Raw genomic sequence first — 23,929 nt, 5'->3', positions numbered from 1 at the left:
TTGACTTTGTCAACAGCCGTAATAATGCTAATAAATTAGCAGTATTCATTAATAGTTATTCACAATTGTGGATAAGTGGTGGATAAATCAAAAGTTATCAACAATTAATCGTCTCCTATATCTTCATCATATTCTTGATCTATAAAATCAGGATAATCAACTTTGTCATTATCTAAATCATCTATTTCATCGATATCTGTATCGTTTTTCTCTGGTTCTTCTATCTCTTTTTCATCTTCTGGATCAATCAACGCAACAGAGACTACTTCATCCTCTGGATCAAGACGCATCATCTTAACACCAAGAGTATTCCGACCTAGAACAGAAATTTCTTCGATAGGAATACGGATCATGATTCCACCTGAAGAAATCATCATAATCTCTTTTTCTTTGTTCACTACGCGCAATGTAATTAAATGACCATTCTTTTCAGTAAGTCGTATAGTAATAAGACCTTTACCTCCACGAGTTTGAGGACGATACTCAGATTCCAGAGTTAATTTACCATAACCTTTGTTAGTAACCGTCAGAATCCGGCTACCTTCACTAATCACACCCATACCAACTACATAATCTTGAGGATCTAAAGTAATTGCCTTGACTCCCTGAGCAGAACGTCCCATCGAACGTACTTCTCTTTCACTAAAGCGAATTGCTTTACCATGAGCAGTACCGACAATAATATCCTGACCTTCCTCTGCAAGTCTTACAGAGATCAATTCATCCCCTTCACGTAAAGTAACTCCAATCAAACTGGTATATTTGGATTCATAGTCAACAAGTGGTGTCTTCTTAATTAATCCATTCTTTGTAATAGTAACTAAATATTTATTTTCCGAGAAATTCCTAACAGGTATTACAGCGGTAACTCGTTCATCAGGTTGAAGTTCCAATAAGTTAACAATAGCTGTACCTCGGGATTGTCGAGAAGCTTCAGGGATCTGGTATCCTTTTAACCGATAGACAAGACCCTTATTGGTAAAAAAGAGGAAATAATCATGTGTTGTGGCTGTTATCATGCACTCAACAAAATCTTCTTCTTTTGTACTCATACCAGTAATCCCACGGCCACCCCGACGTTGACTTCGATAAAGATCGAGGGGCATCCGTTTGATATAACCTTGATGAGTTAGAGTAATTACTGAATCTTTCTGAGGAATTAAATCTTCTGCATCCAGAGAAGAATAGTCCTGGACAATCTCAGTCCTTCTTTCATCAGCATACTTTTCTTTAAGCTCTAGTAACTCTTCTTTAATAATACCATATAATTTCTTTTCATCATTCAAAACATCTTTATAAAAAGCAATCTTTTCAAGAAGTTCTTTGTATTCAATTTCAATCTTTTCCCGCTCTAAACCTGTTAAACGTTGCAAGCGCATATCTAAAATCGCCTGAGCCTGCCGTTCTGTCATTTTAAAAGTATCAATCAAACGCTCTTTGGCGATCGCTGTGTCCTTTGAACTACGGATTAACTGAATAACCCGATCAATATCAGCAAGAGCAATCCGTAAACCCTCAAGAATATGGGCTTTATCCTCTGCTTTTTTAAGATCATATTTGATTCTTCTGGTTACTACTTCTTTTTGGTGTGAAATATATTCCTGAAGAAGTTCCTTTAAGTTTAAAACTTTTGGCTCATTGTTAACTAAAACCAGATTAATAACCCCAAAAGTAACCTGCAACCGAGTATGTTTAAACAATTGGTTTAAAACAATTTTAGGAACAACATCTTTTCTCAATTCAATGACAATCCGCAGACCTTCACGGTCTGATTCGTCGCGTAAATCTGTAATACCTTTTATTTTACCTTCCCGTACCAGTTCTGCAATCTTTTCAATCAACTTAGCTTTATTGACCTGGTATGGAATTTCGGTAACAACAATTCTATGTTTTCCATTTTTCATCTCTTCAATATTAGTTCTGGCCCTAACTTTTAGATGCCCGCGACCGGTTTTATACGCTTTTTTAATCCGATTTCTACCCATAATTATTCCACCGGTTGGAAAATCAGGGCCTTTGATTACCTTCATTAATTTTTCTATACTAACCTCAGGATTATCAATCAACATAATAATTCCGTCAATCACCTCACCCAAATTATGAGGTGGTATATTAGTAGCCATACCAACCGCAATACCTGATGCACCGTTAATTAATAAATTTGGCAAACGCGCTGGCAAAACTTCCGGTTCCTTTAATGAATCGTCAAAATTTGGACGGAAATCAACTGTGTTTTTGTCAATATCAGACAAGAGTTCCATAGTTATTTGAGACATTCTTGCCTCAGTATAACGCATGGCAGCAGCTGCATCACCATCAATGGAACCGAAATTACCGTGGCCATCAATCAACGGATATCGATATGAAAAATCCTGGGCCATCCGAACCATAGTGTCATAGACAGCACTATCTCCGTGCGGATGGTATTTACCAAGTACTTCACCAACAATTCTCGCAGATTTTTTATAGGGTTTATTAGGATACATTCCCAATTCATACATAGCATAAAGAATTCTCCGGTGAACCGGTTTTAAACCATCACGGACATCAGGTAATGCACGGCCTACTATAACACTCATGGCATAATCTAGATAAGCATTTTTCATCTGATCTTCAATACCAACCAATTTTACATGGTCATTCTGTATCCCTTCCATGGACATAAGCTATACCTACCTTTCAATTAACACTAAATATCCAGGTTTTGTACTTCTTTTGCATGTGCCTGAATAAATTGCCGTCTTGGTTCTACTTTATCTCCCATTAAAGTGTCGAAAATTTCATCTGCTTGAACAGCATCTTCGATCTGAACTTTTAAAATAACCCGTTTTTCAGGGTTCATAGTCGTATCCCAAAGCTGGGTTGGATTCATCTCACCTAGACCTTTATAACGCTGTATTAAAACCTTATCTTTACCGATCTTATTTAATAATTTATTGAGTTCCCGATCGTTATATACATAATACTCCTCTTTTCCTTTTTTGACTTTATATAAAGGAGGCTGGGCAATATAAATATAGCCCTCTTCAATTAACTGACGCATATATCGGTAGAAGAATGTTAACAACAATGTCCGAATATGAGCACCATCCACATCAGCATCGGTCATAATAATAATTTTACCATAACGGGCTTTGGTTATGTCAAATTCATCACCTATCCCAGTACCAAGGGCTGTAATTAGTGCTCGAATCTCATTATTATTTAAAATTTTTCCTAACCTTGCCTTTTCCACATTTAATATTTTACCTCTAAGGGGTAATATTGCTTGAAAACGCCGATCACGCCCTTGCTTAGCAGAACCTCCCGCAGAATCTCCCTCTACAATATATATTTCACATTCTTCGGGAACTCTGCTTGTACAATCAGCTAATTTCCCGGGCAATGCCGTGTTAAATAATGCATTTTTTCTTCGAGTTAATTCTCTGGCTTTTTTAGCTGCCTGTCGTGCCCGGGCTGCATTAACCGCTTTTTCAACAATCTGTTTTGCAATCTTAGGATTCTCTTCAAAAAATGTACTTAATCCTTCAAAAACAATAGAATCTACAATACCCCTTACATCACTATTTCCTAATTTAGTTTTGGTCTGACCTTCAAACTGGGGTTCTAATAATTTAACACTGATAACTGCTGTAATTCCTTCCCGAACATCTTCCCCAGAAAAGTTCTCATCACCTTTAATCACATTATGCTTTTTTACATAATCATTTAATGATCGGGTTAAAGCACTTTTAAATCCTGCAAGATGAGTACCACCTTCATGAGTATTAATATTATTGGCAAAAGAAAATATATTTTCCTGATAGCCATCATTATACTGAATCGCAACTTCTACTGTGGTCTCTTTCTCCTCTTTATGAATATAAATAGGCTCGTGTAGCACGTTTTTATTTTTATTCAGATGTTCAACAAATGAAACAATTCCTCCAGCATATTCATAAACCTCTTTTTTATTTTCCTCAGGGCGTTCATCTATAAGGATTATCTTTATCCCACGATTTAAAAAAGCTAATTCACGTAAACGTTGACTTAATATCTTAAATTTAAACTCAATATCCTCAAAAATCTCATTATCAGGTAAAAATGTTGTTGTAGTTCCTGTATCATCAGCTTCACCTATAACCTGAACTTCAGTAACAGGAACTCCCCGTTCATATTTTTGATAATAAACTTTACCATTTCGGCGAACTTTCACCTCACACCATCTAGAAAGAGCATTAACAACAGAAACACCTACACCATGTAAACCACCAGTGACTTTATATCCACCATCTCCACCAAATTTACCACCAGCATGGAGAACAGTCATAACTACTTCCAGAGCTGGTTTTTTCATAGTCGGATGGATATTGACAGGAATACCGCGACCATTATCTTCTACAGTAATTGAATTATCCTGATGTATAGTTACTTTGATAGTATCGCAAAAACCAGCTAATGCTTCATCAATACTATTATCCACAACTTCATAAACTAAATGATGTAAACCTCTACTATCAGTACTACCAATATACATACCTGGTCGTTTACGTACAGCTTCAAGACCTTCTAATACCTGTATTTGAGCAGCATCATATTGGTATTTATCTCGACTCATTGGAATATCCTCCGTTCTTTAACTGATGAAAACCGTGACCAGAGATCACGGTTTTTAGTCAGTAGTTTTATTTTAACTGATTTATAAAATTAATCCGTTTGGCCAGCGTCGCTGAGGAGATTAAAGATAGATAAATCGTCTCATTAGTTACGATAAAAGATTTGGGTGATCCCTCTGAATAATCTTTAACAAATCCTTCTTCATTAGCGATTTTTAAAAAATTTTGAGTATCTTTAGACGACATACTACTTTTATAATCAGCAATCATAACTACATCCTTTGTTGGAATCAAATGACCATTACCAATATGTAATAACATTTTTATTCACTCCCCTTTTTTTGTACAACCTGGCCATCATTGATATAAAACAGACGATATTTGCCGTTAATTTCCTCTAAACTATCCAGGTCTGTACTGGTAATAAAAGTTTGGATTTTATCTCTAATTACCTCTAAAAGCTGACTTTTTCTTACAGCATCTAATTCTGAAAAAACATCATCAAGCAATAAAATAGGGTATTCACCCATTTCTGATTTCATATATTCCAATTCGGCAATCTTTAAGGCCAGAGCTGTAGTTCTCTGCTGACCTTGAGAACCGAATTGTCGAACGTTGATTCCATTTACTGTCAATTCAAGATCATCCCGATGGGGACCAAACAAACTAACACCACGACTAATCTCATTTTCCTGTTCTTTTTTTAACCGATTTTCAAATATCTCTTTAATCTCTTCACGGGTCATTTGATTTGAAATTTCCCCAATAGATGATTCATATTTCAATTTAAGATTTTCCCGACCATCTGTGATTCTTCTGTGTACCAATCTGGCCAATATATCAATTTTTTCAACTACTTCAAGCCTTTTTTTAATCAAACGGCTCCCCAGATCGGTTAACTGTTGATTCCAAACAAAGAGTAAATCTACTACCTTTTTTCCTTCCCGAATTTCTTTTAAAAGAAGATTCCTCTGTTTAACAACCTGGTTGTATTTCTGGAGATTATGAAAATAATATGGGTTAACCTGTGAAATATCTAAATTTAAAAATCGACGCCGGAAAATGGGACCTCCTTTAACCAGCTGTAAATCTTCAGGGGAAAAGATTACAACATTTACATAACCCATAAGATCACTGATTCGATGAATAGGATTGTTATCAACCTTAATCTCCTTTTTCGAACCGTCATAGCCAAAACTAATGGTTATCTCCCTATTTCTTTTTATGATACTGGATTTGATATAAAAGTAATCTTTACCCCAATGAATTAAATTGATATCACGATTAGTTCTATGTGAAGTCCCTGTCCCTAAAAGATAAATGGACTCTAATATATTTGTTTTTCCCTGTGCATTGGCCCCAATAAAAAGATTTAAAGATGAATCAAAACTCAAATCTGCCTCTTTAATATTACGATAATTTTTTAAATAAATTCTCTTTACATACAAAACTGATCACCAACTATGCCCTGGTGACCCTAAATTTACCCTGACCTTTTACTTCCACTACATCACCAGGAACTAAAGTTCTACCTCTTCTTGTTTCTAATTCGCCATTAACTGACACAATTCCTTCCTGAACCATTAATTTAGCTTCTCCTCCGGTATGAGCCAATCTAGCCCATTTAAGAAATTGATCTAATTTGATAGATTCAGTTTTAATGCTAACCTCTTCCATAAAATTATCCCCCGCTTTTTCATTAAAAATTTTCATTACGAACGAATTGGACTTATTACATAGATATAATTAGTCTCATCTACCGGTTTTAGAATTAATGGACTCAGTTTACCTCCAAAACAAAGCTTCACTTCATCACTATTGATCACCTTAAGACCGTCCATTAAATATACAGAATTAAAGGAGATCTCAATTCCAGGCCCTTCCATATTTACTAAAAGTTTTTCCTGGGCGTGTCCTATTTCAGAATTTGTAGACTCTAATATAGTTACTCCATTATCAATTGTTGCTTTAATTATATTAGAGTTGGAAATAGCTATTAATGAAACACGTTTAGCTGCCTGAAGTAGCTCTTTTCTATTTACTCTAATAAATGTATTTGAATTCTTAGGTATAACCGGTTCATAGTTAGGAAATCTTCCTTCAATTAGACGTGAAATAATAATTATATTTTCTATTTCAAAAAGAATCTGGTTATCTGTAATCTGAATTCTGATACTGCTATCCTCATCATCGCCTAAAATTCTGACCATTTCATCTAAAGTTTTATTCGGAATAATAACTTCAACCTGTCCATCTATACCGTTTTCTAACTGAATCATTCTATGAGCTAAACGATAAGAATTGGTAGATGCCATAATTAATTCATTTCCAGTAATTTTTAATAATGCACCATTTAAGAATGGCTGAGTTTCGTCTGTAGAAGTAGCTATTTTTACCTGTTCAATTACTTCTTTAAATAAAGGTTGACAGATAGTAAGTTGAACACCTTCTTCTAACTTGGGTAAAATCGGAAAATCATCAGCTGGAAAACCATTAATGTTAAAACGCGAGTTTCCACAAATAATTTCTGCTGACTTGGTTTCTAAATTACAGCTTACTTCGACATCCATTGATGGAAGTTCTCGAACGATGCTGGAAAGATGAGATGCAGGTAAAACTAATTCACCTTTAGTTATAATTTTTGCATTTATATAACACTCTATACCTATTTCTAAATCTGTTGCCACTAATTTTAATTGGGTATCTTCTGCTTTGATCAAAACTCCCGATAAAATAGGAAGAGTGTTTTTATTAGAGACTGCTCGTTGAACCGTTTGTAACCCTTCTAGAAATTCTTTTTGTGAAACGATAAATTTCACACTCAAAACCTCCTTATGTTTTTTCCACAAAAAAGGAGCCCTCTAATTATTATTAAGTTATTTTTATCTTAATAAGTAGTATAAGTAATAGAGGTTGTTAAAAATGTGGAAAACCCTCTATCTCCCAATTTGATAAGGTCTCAGACATGTTTATAAAATGTGAAAAGGAGATAGACAGTTATCCACATATTCAGAGTTTTTAAATCAGAAAAAAGTTATTCACAATCCACAAACATTTTATTCCTGGATTTATTCACATCGATAACTGGCAGTTAGCCGTTTTTTATTTTTTCAATAATTTTATTGATTGTGTTTCTAAATGAACTATCCTTTTCTATTTTTTCAGCAATTTTATTATGGGCATGAATTACTGTTGTATGATCACGTCCGCCAAATTCTTCACCTATTTGAGGTAAAGATGCATCTGTTAATTCTCTAGAAAGATACATAGCAACCTGGCGTGGAAAAGCTATAGACTGGATACGTGATTTGGAAGTCATATCTTTAAGTTTAAGACCATAATATTCGGTGACAACTTCCTGAATTAGTCTAATGGATATTTCACGTGGTTTAGCAGCTGGTAAAATGTCTTTTAAAGCATCCTGCGCTAATTCTTTAGTAATCCTTTTGTTAGTAAGTGAAGAGTAAGCTACAACACGGATTAAGGCTCCTTCTAATTCACGGATGTTTGACTTAATCTGTTTTGCAATATATGCAATGACGTCATCGGGTATCTGTAAATTTTCTAGATTAGCTTTTTTACGTAAAATAGCCATTCTGGTTTCAAAATCAGGTTTTTGTATATCAGTGATCAATCCCCATTCAAATCGAGAACGAAGTCTGTCTTCTAATGTAGGGATTTCTTTTGGTGGTCGATCACTGGAAAGTATAATCTGTTTATTTGCTTCATGAAGTGCGTTAAATGTATGGAAAAACTCTTCCTGAGTCCGTTCTTTACCAGCAACAAATTGAATATCGTCTACCAAAAGAACATCGATATTACGATATTTATTACGAAATTCTGTTGTCTTATCATCACGAATGGCATTGATTAGCTCGTTGGTAAAGGTTTCAGAAGAAATATAGACTACATTCATTTCAGGATAATGATTTAAAATATAATGACCAATAGCCTGCATTAAGTGGGTTTTACCTAAACCAACATCACCGTAAATAAATAAAGGATTATAAGCTTTTGCAGGAGCTTCTGCAACAGCCAGTGATGCTGCATGGGCAAAACGGTTACTATTTCCAACGACAAAAGTATCAAAAGTGTACTTTGGATTTAAAGAAGAGATTGTGCTACTGGTATTTGTTTGGTCATCCGGATTCTTCTTAAAAAAGTTTTGTCTGTACTGATGACTTTCTTGAAGATTATCCTTGCTTTGAGGGGTAACAAATTTAACATCAAACTCTTTTTGGGTAACCTGGTAGAGAGTATCTTTAATCAGTTCTACATATCGGGCTTCCAACCATTCCCGGGAAAATTCGTTAGGAGCTTGTACGATAATTTGGTTTTCATCAATTGATATTGCTTCTGTTGATTTTAACCAAGTATCAAAACTGGGTTTGCTAAGTTTAGATTTAATTATCTTTAATGTTTCCTCCCAAATGATTGAAATGCGTTCTTTTTCAAACATAGATTGATCCTCCTATTAATAGTGCTATTTGAAATTTCTTTCCACAAGGTTATTCACAATCTGTGGATAACTTGTTGTGTATAAATAAATAATTCTATAATGGTTAGAATATTGGGCAGGAATAACAAATTTATTCTCTTTGAACAAAATTTATCCCATAAAAATCTCACAACTAATCCACAAACCCACGTTTAAGATAAAAGTTATCCACAGCTTGTTGACAAAATAAAGGCTTTTTGTGGATAAAAAAATTTATTCACAAAAAACCCTCCAAAATAAACTTATTCACAATTTTATTAACATACTGTGGATAATTTCTGGGTTAATAAGTATTGAACCTGGTCAAAATAAGAAGTAAACCACTTTAATCATAACAGATTATTCACACATTATCAACAATTAATTTACGGTAATCAACAATTTTTTCAGAGATAATTGTGGAATATTCTTCTGTTGATAACTTAAACTATGGTAAGTAACAACTTGACATTATAAGCAAGTCTGGCCTATAATTTTAAATAGGTTATAAACGGTATATATCTAACTGAAAGGAGGAAAACTGTATTAGTAATAGAAGAATTGGTTAGGAGGAAGTGTTTCTGTGAATAGGTCTGGGGAAAAGTTAAGAAAAAATTATCAATTTCAACGTGTGTATAAAATGGGGAATTCTTACGCTAATAATATATTAGTACTTTATATACTAAAACATCCAGAAGATCCTGTACAACGGGTAGGATTTTCGGTAAGTAAAAAAATTGGTAAAGCTGTGAAAAGAAATAGAGTTAAGCGATTATTAAAAGAAGCCTATCGATTAAATAAACATCGTTTAATGGAAGGTATTGATTTAATTATTATCCCCAGAAAAAGAATTTTAGGTGCAAATTTTAGAGAGATTGAAAAAGGGATGATAAAATTATTTTCAAAAGCAGGAATTTTAAAGAAAGATATATAACTATATTTGATGGATAGAGAAGAGTTGAGAAAAATTATGAGAAAGATAATGATTTTTCTAATACGATTTTACCAAAAATTTATATCTCCCGTCAAACCCGGTAAATGTCGATTTTATCCAACCTGTTCACAATATATGCTTCAAGCTATCGAAAAATATGGTCCTTTTAAAGGTTTGATTTTAGGAATAAAAAGGATACTGAAATGTCACCCTTTCCATCCGGGAGGGTATGATCCGTTAAAATAAAGGAGGTTTTTGTTTTGGAAATTTATACGACAATAGGAATTATTGGATGGTTAGGTAATTTGATGTCTGATGCATTAAGATTTATATATTCCTTTACCCAAAATTGGGGTTTGGCTATTATAGTTTTTACTTTATTAATTCGCTTAGTACTACATCCTTTAAATAAGAAACAGATGGATTCGGTAAAGGCTATGCAAGAAATTCAACCAGAAGTAGAAAAACTTAGAAAAAAATATAAAAATGATCAACAACAATTACAGACTAAACTGATGGAATTATATAAAGAAAGAGGTATTAATCCTGCTGCAGGTTGTTTGCCGCTGTTGATTCAGATGCCAATATTAATTGCACTCTTTCAATCAATTAGAAATTTGGAAGAATTAGAAAATGCCAGTTTTCTCTGGTTAGACAGTTTGACTAAAACAGGAGATCTTTTACTTATTATTTTGACAGGGGCTGTTACTTTTGCACAATCTTATCTCCAACAAAAAATGACAGCTAATATTAATCCAGGAAATCAAAATAATATAATGATGTATATGATGCCTATATTAATTATATTGATTGGTAAAGGACTCCCAGCTGGTGTACTTTTATATTGGTTTACCTCAACCCTGGTGATGACTATTCAACAGTTTATAAACTATAAAGAGCCAGTCTCGAAGGGGGAAACAAAATAAAATGAGCAATATTATCAGAGAGAGAGGGAAAACTGTTGATGATGCTATTGAAAGTGCTTTACGTAAACTGGGGGTTACACGGGATAAGGTAGAAATAAATGTTATTGATAAAGGTCAAAGGGGGTTTTTTGGTCTATTTGGTGCTAGAGATGCTGTTGTTGAAGTTAAGTTGAAAGAGACTAAATTGGAAAGAGCAATAAATTTTTTACTTAAAGTAGTTAAAGCTATTGGATTGGATGTAAAGATTGAAGTTATAGAAGAAGAGACAAATGATGAACAAATTACTTTAAATCTGGTTGGAGAAAATTTAGGACTTTTGATTGGACACCGGGGTAATACACTTGATTCTCTTCAATATTTGACTACACTTGTTGCTAATCGTGGGATTGGTGATAACTATGTAAGAGTAATTCTTGATGCTGAAGGTTATAGAGAAAGAAGAAAGAAGACATTATGCCAATTAGCTAAAAGATTGGCACAAAAAGCTAAAACAACTGGCAGAAAAGTTGTTTTAGAACCAATGCCACCACATGAACGTAGAATAATTCATCTCGCTCTACAGGATGAAGAAGGTATCAAGACATATAGTGAAGGACGTGAGCCTTATCGTAAAGTAATTATTGTGGCCAATTAAATAATTCAACGATGAGAACCCAGTAGGATTATTTCTACTGGGTTTCAATACATTAAAATTGAGACTTTATATAGTTTATAAATGATTAAACTGCAAAAAGCTAATTTTGAGTGCCATAGAAATTTTTCGTTAAACCATCTTAATGAGATTTCAGTCGAAATAAGTCCTCATCACAGGATGTGATGAGCTAATCAAGGGTCAGGATAACCCATTGATTAGTGTGCCTTATTTCGACTGAAATCGAAATTTAGTATGGTTCGAAAAATTTTTTTTTGAAGTGAAAAATTAGCTTTTTGCAGTAAAATCATAAATCGTTTTTTCTATGGTTATCTTATCTTTAGAGGAGGAGAAGAAAATTGTATGTGCATGATACTATAGCTGCTATTTCCACCCCTATTGGTGAAGCAGGACTTGGTATAATAAGGGTTAGTGGAGATCAGGCAGTTGATATTGTAGATCGGATTTTTCGTGGTAAAAAGAGGCTAAAAGATACAGATACTTATCAGGCCAGATATGGATATATTATAGATTTTAAGAGTGGAAAAAAAATTGATGAAGTAATATGTCTTTTAATGCGTTCCCCACATTCTTTTACAACAGAAGATGTGGTGGAAGTCGGTTGTCATGGTGGAATTGTACCTTTAAGAAGGATTTTGAATTCGATTTTGGATGCTGGTGCTAGACTTGCTGAACCTGGGGAATTTACCAAAAGAGCTTTTTTAAATGGCCGAATTGATCTGGCCCAGGCAGAAGCTATTATTCAAATTATAACTTCAAGAACGGAAAAAGGAATGGAAATTGCTGTGCAGCAGTTGGAGGGTGGACTTTCAAGAAAAATCAGCAATCTTAGGCAAAAATTGATTCGAGTTCTGGCTCATCTGGAAGCTGCATTGGATTTCCCTGAAGATGAAATTGAGGGTTTTTCAGAAGGAGAGATAGGAAAAATAATTTCTGAAGTTATATCAGAAGTAGAAAAACTTTTAAAGACAAGTCAGACTGGAAAAATTTACAGAGAGGGAGTACGGACAATTATAGTCGGACGACCAAATGTGGGTAAATCAAGTCTTTTAAATGCATTATTAAGGGAACAAAGGGCCATCGTAACTGATATTCCAGGTACAACCCGGGATGTAATTGAAGAGATGATAAATCTTCAAGGAGTTCCGTTAAAACTGATAGATACTGCTGGAATCAGGGATACAGAGGATTTAGTTGAACGTCTTGGAGTAGAACGGAGTAAAGAGCTTTTAAATAAAGCAGATCTGGTATTACTGGTTCTGGATGTAAGCCAGGAATTAACTGATGAAGATTTTAAAATTATCGAAATGATCCGTAATAAAAAGACAATTGTAGTAGTTAATAAGACAGATCTGGATGCTAAAATTGATCAATTTCAATTACAAAAGATATTTCCTGACCAGAAGATTGTCCGAACTTCTATGGTTGAAGAAGAAGGTCTGGATGAGTTAAGGGATGCAATTTTGGAATTAGTTTTTCAAGGTGAAGTGGTTTCTACAGATGAAACGATTGTTACAAATCTTAGACACCAACGGGCTTTAGAAGATGCTTTACAGAGTTTAAATAAAGCAAAAGAAAGTTTTAAAGCTAATATGCCACATGATTTTGTGACTATAGATTTAAAAGCTGGAGTAGAACATTTAGGTAAAATTACCGGTGAAACTCTTACTGAAGATATAATTGATCAAATCTTTGCTGAATTTTGCCTGGGTAAATAGAGTATATTTTGTCTTAATATCTTGATTTTAATGAATTTATTGGGGAAAGGATGTCCGAAATTGAAGAAAGATGTCTATACATATCCAACTAGATATGATGTAATTGTCATTGGAGCCGGACATGCCGGATGTGAAGCAGGTCTGGCTGCTGCTCGAATGGGGATGAAGACTCTTGTTTTAACCATCAGTCTTGACCATGTTGCATTTATGCCATGTAACCCATCGATTGGAGGGCCTGCCAAAGCTCATATTGTTCGTGAGATAGATGCTTTGGGAGGTGAGATGGGTAGAAATATTGATGCTACTGCAATTCAGATAAGGATGTTAAATACAAGAAAAGGTCCAGCTGTCCATGCACTCAGGGCCCAGGCTGATAAAAGACAATATCATATCCGTATGAAACAGGTTTTGGAAAGAACTCCAAATTTGGATTTAAAACAGGCGATAGTTGAAGATCTGGTTATTGAAAATGGAGAAGTAAGAGGAGTTATAACAAAGACTGGAGTTTATTTCCCAGGAAATAAGGTAATTTTGACCGCTGGTACATTTTTAAAAGGGAAAATTATTATTGGAGAGGCTACTTTTTCATCTGGGCCAAATCTCCAATATCCTGCAAATGAGCTATCACGTTCTTTAATGGAGCACGGTATTACATTAAGAAGATTTAAAACAGGGACTCCTCCAAGAGTGGATGGTTCAACTCTAGATTTTGACAAAATGGAGATCCAGGAAGGTGATCCAAATTTAAAGTTCTCTTTTTATTCACCTAAACGAAATTATAAACAAGTACCATGTTGGCTGACTTATACAAATTCTAAGACACATGAGGTGATTTATTCAAATATTCACAGGGCTCCACTTTTTAGTGGTGAAATAGAAGGGGTTGGACCAAGATATTGTCCATCTATTGAGGATAAAGTAATGCGTTTTCCCGATAAAGAAAGACATCAGGTCTTTTTAGAACCGGAAGGTTTAAGTACTAATGAATATTATGTTGCTGGTTTATCAACCAGTTTACCATATGATGTTCAGCTAGCTTATCTTAGGACTATTCCTGGTATGGAGAATGTTGAAATAATGCGTCCTGGTTATGCTATAGAATATGATTGTATTGATCCTACTCAGTTGAAATTAAGTCTGGAAACTAAAGCAATCAAAGGACTTTATACAGCTGGTCAGATAAACGGTACTTCTGGATATGAAGAGGCTGCCGGGCAGGGGTTAATAGCAGGAATAAATGCTGCTTTGGCTATTCGTGGAGAGGATCCTCTAATTTTACAACGTTCACAAGCATATATAGGAGTATTGATAGATGATCTTGTAACCAGGGGAACCAATGAGCCATATCGTATGTTAACTTCACGTGCAGAATATAGATTGATTTTAAGACAGGATAATGCTGATTTAAGACTATCAGAAATTGGTCATAAAATTGGTTTATTAAAGGATGAAGATTTTAAAAAGTTTCAAAGCAAAAAAAGTAAGATTGAGGAAGGGTGGAATTATTTAAATTGTACCAGGATCAATCCAACAAATGAAGTTAGAGAAATCCTAAAAGAAATGGGAAGTGGGGAACTACAGAAGCCGGTTACTTTGGCTGAAATTTTTCGCCGCCCTGAGCTAAAATTTGATGATTTGAAAAGGTTAGACCCGGATTTACCCGAATTACCGGAAGAAGTTAAAGAACAACTAGAGATTGAGATTAAATATCAAGGATATATTGATCGACAGATGAAACAGATTAAAGCTTTCAAAAAGATGGAAGAAAAAATTTTGCCTGAGGACCTGGATTATTTAAATATGAAGCATCTTAGAAAAGAAGCAAGGGAAAAACTTGATCGGATTAGACCACGTTCTTTGGGACAGGCTTCCCGAATTTCTGGGGTTTCACCTGCAGATATTTCTGTTTTAATGATTTATCTAGAGAAGATGGAAAAAGAAAATAAAAAATAATTTCCTGGGAAATAAGGTGATATTAGATGATCAGTACTAGAGATATTTTAACTTCAGGGCTTGAAGAGTTGGGGTTGATAATTAAACCAGAACAAATAGATCTTTTTGAGAAGTTTATGGATTTAATGTTAGATTGGAATGAAAAAATTAATTTAACTGCAATTACAGAGCCTTATGAAGTTATTACTAAACATTTTATCGATTCTGTTACTCCTTTAGCTTATGCAGAAAAATATGAACTTGATTTAAGTTCTGTACTGGATCTGGGTACCGGTGGAGGGTTTCCTGGGGTACCTTTAAAAATTATACGACCAAAAATATCTGTTCTTTTAGCAGATTCATTAAAAAAACGAATCAAATATCTTGAACTAGTGATAAAAGAATTGGGACTAAAAGATATTTCTGTTTATCATGGGCGTGCTGAAGAAATGGGGCAAGATCCAAAATTTAGGGAGAAATTTACAAATGTTTTTTCAAGAGCTGTAGCAGAAATGAATATATTGGTAGAATATTGTTTACCATTAGTAAAAGTAGGAGGAATGTTTGTTGCTTTAAAAGGGCCAGATCTCGAAGATGAGTTAAACCAGGCAAAAAGAGCTATAAAACTATTAGGTGGAGAGATTGTTGGTGTTGAGTGTTTTGATTTACCTTTGATAAATGATTCGAGAACTCTTGTTTTTATTAAAAAAGTAAATCCTACTCCTGGTAAATACCCCAGGCGTCCAGGAAAACCGAAAAAAAACCCTCTTTAAAAAAATTATAGAGAATGTTAATTGTAGATGATCATTATTAATGAGGGTATATATGGCAAGTAATAATTGATAGAGCCATATATGCCCTTTAAATTTTATTTATATCTCTTAAAATTTAAGATGCATTACTTACATAAGTTATTTTTGTGTTATAAAGAAATGATTAAATGATTATACTGCAAAAAGTTAATTTTGAGTAACATAAAAATTTTTCGCTAAACCATTTTAGGAGATTTCCGACGAAATAAGGTCTCATCACAGGAGGTGATGAGCTAATCAAGGATCAGGAGGGCCCTTTGATTAGGTAGCCTTATTTCGTCGGAAATCGAGCTTTAGATGGTTTGAAAAAATTCTCAAGGAGCGAAAAATTAGCTTTTTACAGTAAAATCAACAATTAATTTTTTGGTTTTAAAAATTCCATTTTAATGTAAGAAGGAACTGGATAAACTTTGACGAAATTATTTAGTTGAAGAAAAAGAAGGGGGTTAACCTGTCAGATGTTATCTCCATTTTTGAAGAAGGAAGAGCGTATTAAATATGTAGATATTTCTAAGATTTATCCTAACCCATATCAGCCTAGAACCGTATTTAATGAGAGTGATCTAGAAGAACTTGCTCAATCCATTAAAGAACATGGGGTTATTCAGCCTTTAACGGTACGTAAGGTGAACGATGGATATGAGTTAATTGTTGGTGAGCGAAGATTACGTGCCTGTAAAAAGATAGGTTTAGAGCAGGTTCCTGTAATTATAAAAGATTTTTCTGAAGAGGAAACAGCAGCTATTGCTCTGGTTGAAAACCTACAGAGAAAAGATCTGGATTTTATAGAAGAAGCTAAGGGATATGCTCAGTTAATAAAAAAATTTGGAATGACTCAACAGGAATTAGCAAAAAAAGTCGGTAAAAGTCAATCTACAATTGCAAATAAACTAAGATTACTAAAATTACCTGAGGATATTCAAAAATTATTAATTGAACATAATTTAACTGAGCGACATGCCCGATCATTGCTAAAATTGGAAAGTGAAGAAGATCAGAGAATGGTTTTAAAAGAGATAATAGAAAAGGAATTAAATGTTCGTGATACTGATCTTCTTGTCGAAAAAATAAGTAAGAAAGAGAAAGATGACAAAAAAAAGACAGTTATCAGAGTTTTTAAAGATTTACGTCTTTATACTAATACTTTATGGGCAACGGTTAAGCAGTTGAGACAGGGAGGATTGAATGTACAGGTCGAGGAAATTGAGAATGATGAATATATCGAATTTAAAATTAGGTTACCAAAAAACCAGGAATAAGGGGTGATTTAATTTGGGAAAGACCATTGCGATTGTTAATCAGAAGGGGGGAGTAGGGAAAAGTACTACTGCCGTTAATTTAGGGGCATGTCTTGCTCAACTAAACCATAAAGTTCTCTTAATTGATATTGATCCTCAGGGTAATGCCACTAGCGGTGTAGGAGTTAATAAATCCTCTTTAGATCGTTGTATATATAATTTATTAGTAGAAGATGAGGATATTGAAAATGTAATTATCAAAACTGAAATAGAGAATTTAAATTTGATACCTGCTACTATAGATTTGGCTGGAGCTGAAATTGAGTTAGTTTCTGTTTTCTCCCGTGAATCTAGATTAAAAAATTGTTTGGGATTGATTAAAGATAAGTATGATTATATTTTGATTGACTGTCCTCCGTCTTTGGGTCTTTTGACTTTAAATGCTTTAACCGCTGCTGATGTTGTTCTTGTACCTATTCAATGTGAGTATTATGCTCTAGAGGGATTGGGACAATTAATGCGTACAATACAACTTGTTCAGAAACATCTCAACCCAACTTTAGAGATTGACGGTATTGTTTTGACAATGTATGATGCCCGGACCAATTTGGCACAACAGGTAATTGACGAAGTAAAAAACCATTTTCAGGACCGCGTTTATAAAACTATTATCCCACGTAATGTAAGATTGAGTGAAGCTCCAAGTTTTGGTAAACCAATCTGTGTATATGATCCAACTTCAAGAGGTGCTAAGGCTTATATGAGTTTAGCCAGGGAAGTGATTGCTAATGAGTAAAAAAAGATTGGGGAAAGGTTTGGGCGCCTTACTCCCCAATGATGAACTGAAAAAAGATGCAAGTGAATCTAAACAAAATGTGATTGAAATAAATGTTGCTGATATTGAACCAAATCCATATCAGCCCAGAAAAGAATTTGATCCGGAATTATTAAAAGAACTAAGTGATTCAATCAAAGAACACGGTGTTATTCAACCAATTAGTGTTAGAAGGGTTGGAAATAAATACCAATTAGTTGCCGGCGAGAGACGTCTTCGAGCTACTAAAATGGCCAATTTAAAAACTATCCCTGCTATTGAAAAAGATATTGATGATAAGCAGATGATGGAGATTGCTTTGATAGAAAATTTACAGAGGGAAGATTTATCTCCAATTGAAGAAGCGATGGCTTATAAACAACTTATAGAACAGTTTGGACTAACACAAGAAGAAGTTTCACAAAAAGTAAGCAAAAGTCGTTCTGCCATTGCAAATACCATACGGCTTCTAAATCTTCCAAAGAAGATTCAAGATTATGTTTCACGTGAAACATTATCTATGGGACATGCTAGAGCATTACTTGGACTTTCAAATGAAGAGGAGATGCTAAAAGTCTGTGAAATTTGTCTTAAACAAGGATTTACTGTACGGCAACTTGAAGAATATATAAAAACATTGAAAAATAAAAAGGATAAAGAAAGAGAAAAAAGAAAGGATAAAAAGAAAGATCCGGAAGTAATAGCTATTGAGAATAGATTGAAAGATAAATTTGGAGTTCATGTTAGGATTGATGAGACAAAGAATCGTAAAGCTATAACTATTGAATGTAAGACAGAAGAGGAATTACGACGGGTGATTGAAATTCTTGAGAGAAGTTAATAAAAATGTTTCATGTGAAACAATAAAGTATTTAAACAGAGGTGTTAAAGATGATTTATTTAGATAATGCTGCAACATCATGGCCAAAGCCGGAAAAAGTTTATCAAAAAATGGATCAATTTTTCCGCAAGTATGGAGCAAATCCGGGAAGAGCAGGACATAAAATGGCTGCATATGCTGGAAGAGAAATATTTGAGGTACGGGAAAAACTAGCTGAATTTTTTGGTGCAAAAGATTCCTCTGAAATTATTTTTACTTCTAATGCTACCCATTCTTTGAATTTGGGAATAAGAGGAGTAGTAGAAAAAGGTGATCATGTAATTACTTCCTGTCTGGAACATAATTCAGTAATACGGCCTTTAAAAGAATTAGAAAGAAATGGGATTATTGAACTTAGCATTATTGGACTCACAGAGTCAGGAGATCTGGATTTTGATTCTTTAAAAAAAGCAATTAAGGAAAATACAAAATTAATAGTAATGACCCATGGTTCTAATGTTACAGGTCATATATTTGATATAGGAAAAATAGCAAAGTTGGCAAAAGAAAAGGGAGTTCTTGTGATGATAGATGCTGCTCAAACAGCAGGAATTTTACCAATTAATTTACAGGAACTGCCCATTGATATGATGGCATTTCCAGGTCATAAATCTTTATACGGTCCTCCTGGAACAGGGGGATTATATATTCGGAAGGGGATAAAAATTAACCCAATTTTCGCAGGTGGAACAGGAAGTAAATCTGAAGAATTATATCAACCGGAAGTATGGCCGGATAAATTTGAAAGTGGAACTTTAAATAGTGTCGGGATTGTTGGATTGGGTGCAGGATTAGATTTTATTAAAAAGGAAGGTTTAGAACAGATTTGGGAGCATGAATATTATTTGACTCAAAAATTTATGGAGGGCCTGCTTTCAATAGACAAAGTGAAGGTCTATGGCCCTGAGTTGGGAAAAATCCGGACTCCTGTTGTCTCTTTCAATATTGGGGAGGAGAGTTCTTCAGAAGTGGGATATATTTTGGATCAGGTTTTTGATATTGCTGTGAGAAGTGGTCTTCATTGTTCACCGCTGGCACATCAAACTATAGGGACTTTTGAGCAGGGAACAGTAAGAGTCAGTTTTGGATATTTTAACAATATAAAAGATGTAGAAGAAACATTAAAAGCAATAGAAGAGATTGCAAAAGAAGTCTAATAGATAAACTGCAAAAAGCTAATTTTGAGCGACATAGAAATTTTTCGTTAAACCATCTTAGTGAGATTGAAAAGAATGGCCTCATAATGAGGATGTGATAGGCTAATCAAGGGTCAGAATGACCCATTGGTTAGTATGTCTTATTTCGACTGAAATTGAACTTTAGATGATTCGAAAAATTTCTTTTGAAGCGAAAAATTAGCTTTTTGCAGTAAAATTATAAAAAAGAATTTGCAAGTGGACAATCATGATTTAAAGAAGGAGATTTAGTTATAGTAGGATCCTTGACATGGAGAGAAAAAAATTATAAACTAAGAGAGGATATTTTAACGAGAAACCGTTTATCGGTTTTTTTTCTTTGATACATTATGAAACATAATAGAGAGGAAGATCGTTATGCGAATTTTAATAGTTGGGGGAGGTAAAGCAGGCCGCTTTTTAATAAAAGAGTTTCTTAAAAAGGGTTATGATGTCACACTGATTGAACAGGATGTAGATAAATGTTTGATGATTGAGGAAAAATTTGGTATTCGTGTAGTTAATGGTGATGGCTCTGAGGCTAAAGTTTTAGAAAAAGCCGGAATTAAAGATATGGATGTAGTATTGGCTGTGACAGAAGATGATCAGGATAACCTGGTAATTTGTCAGTTAGCAGAGCGGCAATTTCAAGTCCCCCGTACTTTTGCTACTGTAAATACTCCCGGTAATGAGACATTATTTGAGTGGTTGGGAGTAAATGTTGCTGTCAGTAGCACAGCAATTCTTTCAGCTCTGGTAGACCAGGAAGTTACAATGAAAGATATAACAACAATGTTTAAATTACAAAAACATGATCTATCAATGGTGGAGATTACTATAAAGCCTGGTTCTCCAGTAGCAGGGAAAATGATTAAAGACATTGACCTTCCCGATGAGACAGTACTGGTTACAATTTTGAGAGGTAATACTGCTTTGGTTCCAAGAGGTAAAACAAAAATTTTTGAGAATGATAAGATTCTTGCACTAACTCATCTTCGTGAAGAAAAGGAATTAAGAAAATGTTTGAATGGAGATTTACAAGACACGAAAGATTAATATAATCGGATAAATAAAGTCCAATTTAATCGTGGTAGCAAGACCGAGAGTCATGAACTTCAGCTATATTCAGACTTAAAAAATCCGGTATTAAAAATGCTTTTTAAGAGGCTAGTAGGCCTCTTTTTTAATTTTCAAAGGACAAAATTTAACGAATTTTGATTGATAAAATAGAGGTATTTACATATAAAATATAGAATTAATAAAAGAACAAAATTACCAACCAGGGGAGATATAAATGATTGGAACCATAGTTAATGCTGTTGCTATCATAATAGGAGGTCTAATAGGAACCATTTTGGGACACCGTTTTCCAGATAAGATTAAAAATACTGTAATGCAGGGATTGGGATTAACAATACTTTTGGTTGGAAGCCAAATGGCTCTTAGATCAAAGAATATATTACTGGTCATTTTCAATATAGTAATTGGAGGTATTATTGGTGAGTGGATTGATATTGAAAAATACCTTCATAGATTTGGCAGTTGGATAGAAAGCAAATTTCAAAATAATAAAGGGAATATTGCGAATGCGTTTGTACGGACCAGTTTGATTTATTGTGTTGGTGCAATGGCAATAATGGGAGCCATTCAGGATGGTTTGAATAATGATCCATCTACTCTTTTTGCCAAGGCAATGATTGATGGTTTTACAGCTATTGCTTTTGCTGCAACTATGGGGTTTGGAGTAATCCTGTCTGCAATCCCAGTTTTTATTTATCAAGGAGCAATAACTATAATGGCCAGTTGGATTGAAGTATTAGTAACTTCAACAACAATTACTGAAATGACTGCTACTGGAGGACTCATAGTTATAGGTATTGGTTTGAATATTTTAGAGATTACTAAAATAAAAGTAGGTAACTTATTACCAGCTATTTTTATTGTTGTTCCATTAGCTTATTTCTTTACATAATCGAAAATGGCTTTACATAATCGAAAATGGGAGTGAAGTAATGTGATCAGAGTTTGTGATTTGGATACCCCTGCATTATTACTTAGAGAAGAGAGATTACTTAAAAATATTAAGGATATGGCTGATTTTGCAAAAAAAATAGGGGTAAGTCTGCGCCCCCATACTAAAGCTCATAAATTGCCACAGGTGGCAAAACTCCAGCTGAAAATGGGTGCAGTAGGAATTACAGTATCCAAACTTGGTGAAGCAGAAGTTATGGTTGAAGCTGGAATCACTGATATTCTGATAGCATATCAGTTAATCGGTAAAACAAAAATGGAGCGGTTGATGAAGCTTTTAAAAAAAGCTGATATAAAAGTAGCCATAGATAGTGTTGCAGGCGCGAAAGAGTTAAGTCAGGCATGTGTTGATTACGGTAAAGAAGTTAAAGTTCTTCTGGAAGTAAATACAGGATTGAATCGCTGTGGTGTGCTGCCTGGGGAAGATACATTAAAATTGGCCAGAGAAGTTGTAAAATTACCTAATTTAAAATTGTTAGGGATAATGACACATGCTGGTCATGTTTATGGTTCAGCCAGTAAAGAAGAGGTTTTGAGAGTTGGAGAAGCAGAAGGAGAAGAAATGGTAAAAACAGCCGAACTTCTAAAAGATAATGGAATTGAAGTTCAGGTTGTCAGTGTTGGTTCTACCCCAACGGCAAAAATATCTGGAAAGGTAAAAGGTGTAACTGAGATTCGTCCAGGAAATTATGTTTTTTATGATGCCATTCAAATTGGTTTGGGTGTAGCAAAAGAAGAGGATTGTTCACTTAGTGTTCTGGCTACGGTGATTAGTAGACCGTGTCCGGAGCGAATTATTATTGATGCGGGAAGTAAAACCCTTGCATTAGATCAGGGGGCCCACGGAAAAAGCACAGTTCGTGGTTTTGGTCTGGTAAAAGGATATAATAATGTGATTATTGAACGGCTTTCAGAGGAACATGGAATCTTAAAAGTTACTCCAGAATGTCCTCTCCAGATTGGAGATAAGATTGAGATTATTCCTAATCATGCCTGTACAGTAATTAATCTTTTTGATGAAATTCATTTGATACGTAATGAAGAGTTGATAGAAATCTGGAAGATTAAAGGTAGAGGTCAGGTAAGATAAATTATATAGAGGGGAGGAGAAGGTAGTTGTGGAAAAGATTGAATTTAGCGAAGTCAAAGAAGTTGAGCAGTTAAAGGTAGAGGATTATAAATGTATGAAAGAAGATGGTCAATGGATGTTGATACTGGCACGGGGAGAATGTCGGACTGCCGGTTATGATATATTTTTAAAAGAGGTAACTATAGACGAAGGAGTATTAACAGCAATAGTAAGTTATAAAGACCCTGATCCAGCAGGTTTTACTGCGATGGTGATTACATATCCGACCCGTAAATATATTTTAAAATTAGAAAAAGAGCCACAGAAGGTTATATTTAAAGATGAAAATGGAGATATCCTCAAAGTAATCCACAATTAATCAACATGTTGTGGAAAAATTGTGGAAACGTATATTATGATTAAACTGTAAAAAGCTAATTTTGTTCACTATTGAAATTTTTTTGCTAAATCATCTTAGTGAGATTTCAGTCGAAATAAGGCCTCATATGAGGATTGATGAGCTAATCAAGGGCCAGAAGGGCCCATTGATTAGTGTGCCTTATTTCGATTGAAATCGAACTTTAGATGGTTCGAAAAATTTCTTTTGAAGCTGAAAATTGGTTTTTTGTAGTAAAATCATATTATACTTATTAACACCAAATTATGGATAGTATGG

Annotated in this window: 22 protein-coding genes; 15 read left to right on the top strand and 7 right to left on the bottom strand. The window is 34.3% G+C overall.

The features are described 5' to 3' along the window. Window positions 1–104: 104 nt before the first annotated feature. The 7 genes from gyrA to dnaA all read right to left on the bottom strand — a co-directional run bounded on the left by gyrA (window position 105) and on the right by dnaA (window position 9,054). Window positions 105–2,657 carry a DNA gyrase subunit A gene (gene gyrA / locus BBF96_RS13565; protein WP_127018277.1) on the bottom strand — a complete coding sequence of 851 codons (2,553 nt, stop codon included), beginning with the start codon at window positions 2,655–2,657 and terminating at the stop codon, window positions 105–107. Between the two features lie 32 nt (window positions 2,658–2,689). Then, window positions 2,690–4,597 (bottom strand): DNA topoisomerase (ATP-hydrolyzing) subunit B, encoded by a 1,908-nt coding sequence (gene gyrB / locus BBF96_RS13560; RefSeq protein ID WP_127017665.1) that lies wholly within the window; start codon window positions 4,595–4,597, stop codon window positions 2,690–2,692. A gap of 67 nt (window positions 4,598–4,664) precedes the next feature. Continuing rightward, window positions 4,665–4,916 (bottom strand): extracellular matrix regulator RemB, encoded by a 252-nt coding sequence (remB, locus tag BBF96_RS13555; protein ID WP_127017664.1) that lies wholly within the window; start codon window positions 4,914–4,916, stop codon window positions 4,665–4,667. A 2-nt stretch (window positions 4,917–4,918) separates the two neighbouring features. After that, a complete protein-coding gene (gene recF, locus BBF96_RS13550) occupies window positions 4,919–6,043 on the bottom strand; it encodes a DNA replication/repair protein RecF (RefSeq protein WP_127017663.1) in 1,125 nt (374 codons plus the stop codon). Window positions 6,044–6,056: 13 nt separating this feature from the next. Continuing rightward, window positions 6,057–6,272 (bottom strand): RNA-binding S4 domain-containing protein, encoded by a 216-nt coding sequence (locus BBF96_RS13545; RefSeq protein ID WP_127017662.1) that lies wholly within the window; start codon window positions 6,270–6,272, stop codon window positions 6,057–6,059. A gap of 35 nt (window positions 6,273–6,307) precedes the next feature. Further along, the gene (dnaN, locus tag BBF96_RS13540) at window positions 6,308–7,414 is read right to left on the bottom strand and encodes a DNA polymerase III subunit beta (RefSeq protein WP_127017661.1); all 1,107 of its coding nucleotides are present in this window, start codon (window positions 7,412–7,414) and stop codon (window positions 6,308–6,310) included. Window positions 7,415–7,686: 272 nt separating this feature from the next. Next, window positions 7,687–9,054 carry a chromosomal replication initiator protein DnaA gene (gene dnaA / locus BBF96_RS13535; protein ID WP_127017660.1) on the bottom strand — a complete coding sequence of 456 codons (1,368 nt, stop codon included), beginning with the start codon at window positions 9,052–9,054 and terminating at the stop codon, window positions 7,687–7,689. A 601-nt stretch (window positions 9,055–9,655) separates the two neighbouring features. On the opposite strand from dnaA, the gene rnpA reads away from it, so the two are divergent. The 15 genes from rnpA (at window position 9,656) to BBF96_RS13460 (ending at window position 23,632) form a co-directional block, all read left to right on the top strand. Continuing rightward, a complete protein-coding gene (gene rnpA, locus BBF96_RS13530; protein ID WP_236777827.1) occupies window positions 9,656–10,006 on the top strand; it encodes a ribonuclease P protein component in 351 nt (116 codons plus the stop codon). Between the two features lie 36 nt (window positions 10,007–10,042). Next, window positions 10,043–10,252 carry a membrane protein insertion efficiency factor YidD gene (gene yidD, locus BBF96_RS13525; protein WP_164731078.1) on the top strand — a complete coding sequence of 70 codons (210 nt, stop codon included), beginning with the start codon at window positions 10,043–10,045 and terminating at the stop codon, window positions 10,250–10,252. Between the two features lie 14 nt (window positions 10,253–10,266). Then, complete coding sequence (locus BBF96_RS13520) at window positions 10,267–10,932, top strand: YidC/Oxa1 family membrane protein insertase (RefSeq protein ID WP_236777826.1); 666 nt, start codon at window positions 10,267–10,269, stop codon at window positions 10,930–10,932. A 1-nt stretch (window position 10,933) separates the two neighbouring features. Continuing rightward, window positions 10,934–11,566 carry an RNA-binding cell elongation regulator Jag/EloR gene (gene jag / locus BBF96_RS13515; protein ID WP_127017658.1) on the top strand — a complete coding sequence of 211 codons (633 nt, stop codon included), beginning with the start codon at window positions 10,934–10,936 and terminating at the stop codon, window positions 11,564–11,566. 362 nt (window positions 11,567–11,928) lie between these two features. Beyond that, window positions 11,929–13,302 (top strand): tRNA uridine-5-carboxymethylaminomethyl(34) synthesis GTPase MnmE, encoded by a 1,374-nt coding sequence (gene mnmE / locus BBF96_RS13510; RefSeq protein WP_418655025.1) that lies wholly within the window; start codon window positions 11,929–11,931, stop codon window positions 13,300–13,302. A gap of 60 nt (window positions 13,303–13,362) precedes the next feature. Beyond that, window positions 13,363–15,255, top strand: coding sequence for a tRNA uridine-5-carboxymethylaminomethyl(34) synthesis enzyme MnmG (gene mnmG / locus BBF96_RS13505; RefSeq protein ID WP_236777825.1), 1,893 nt, complete (start codon window positions 13,363–13,365; stop codon window positions 15,253–15,255). 26 nt (window positions 15,256–15,281) lie between these two features. Further along, window positions 15,282–16,007, top strand: a complete 726-nt coding sequence (gene rsmG / locus BBF96_RS13500; protein ID WP_127017655.1) for a 16S rRNA (guanine(527)-N(7))-methyltransferase RsmG — start codon at window positions 15,282–15,284, stop codon at window positions 16,005–16,007. Between the two features lie 497 nt (window positions 16,008–16,504). Next, window positions 16,505–17,305 carry a nucleoid occlusion protein gene (noc, locus tag BBF96_RS13495; protein ID WP_127017654.1) on the top strand — a complete coding sequence of 267 codons (801 nt, stop codon included), beginning with the start codon at window positions 16,505–16,507 and terminating at the stop codon, window positions 17,303–17,305. Window positions 17,306–17,318: 13 nt separating this feature from the next. After that, complete coding sequence (locus BBF96_RS13490) at window positions 17,319–18,080, top strand: ParA family protein (protein WP_127017653.1); 762 nt, start codon at window positions 17,319–17,321, stop codon at window positions 18,078–18,080. Next, window positions 18,073–18,939: a ParB/RepB/Spo0J family partition protein gene (locus tag BBF96_RS13485; RefSeq protein WP_127017652.1), complete on the top strand. Its 867-nt coding sequence runs from the start codon at window positions 18,073–18,075 to the stop codon at window positions 18,937–18,939. The genes BBF96_RS13490 and BBF96_RS13485 overlap by 8 nt, the downstream gene beginning before the upstream one ends. A gap of 50 nt (window positions 18,940–18,989) precedes the next feature. Beyond that, a complete protein-coding gene (locus BBF96_RS13480; protein WP_127018274.1) occupies window positions 18,990–20,135 on the top strand; it encodes an aminotransferase class V-fold PLP-dependent enzyme in 1,146 nt (381 codons plus the stop codon). A gap of 396 nt (window positions 20,136–20,531) precedes the next feature. Further along, window positions 20,532–21,209, top strand: a complete 678-nt coding sequence (locus BBF96_RS13475; RefSeq protein ID WP_127017651.1) for a potassium channel family protein — start codon at window positions 20,532–20,534, stop codon at window positions 21,207–21,209. Window positions 21,210–21,447: 238 nt separating this feature from the next. Beyond that, the gene (locus BBF96_RS13470; protein WP_127017650.1) at window positions 21,448–22,125 is read left to right on the top strand and encodes a DUF554 domain-containing protein; all 678 of its coding nucleotides are present in this window, start codon (window positions 21,448–21,450) and stop codon (window positions 22,123–22,125) included. A gap of 42 nt (window positions 22,126–22,167) precedes the next feature. After that, window positions 22,168–23,274 (top strand): alanine racemase, encoded by a 1,107-nt coding sequence (locus BBF96_RS13465; protein WP_127017649.1) that lies wholly within the window; start codon window positions 22,168–22,170, stop codon window positions 23,272–23,274. Window positions 23,275–23,302: 28 nt separating this feature from the next. Beyond that, entirely contained in the window at window positions 23,303–23,632 is a 330-nt protein-coding gene (locus BBF96_RS13460) for a protease complex subunit PrcB family protein (protein WP_127017648.1), read from the top strand. The last annotated feature ends 297 nt before the right edge of the window (window positions 23,633–23,929 follow it).

The organism is Anoxybacter fermentans, from assembly GCF_003991135.1.
In the GTDB taxonomy this organism is placed as follows: domain Bacteria; phylum Bacillota; class Halanaerobiia; order DY22613; family DY22613; genus Anoxybacter; species Anoxybacter fermentans.
The sequence above is the reverse complement of the archived record's forward strand: the minus strand, read 5'-3'. Positions and strand labels throughout refer to the sequence as shown.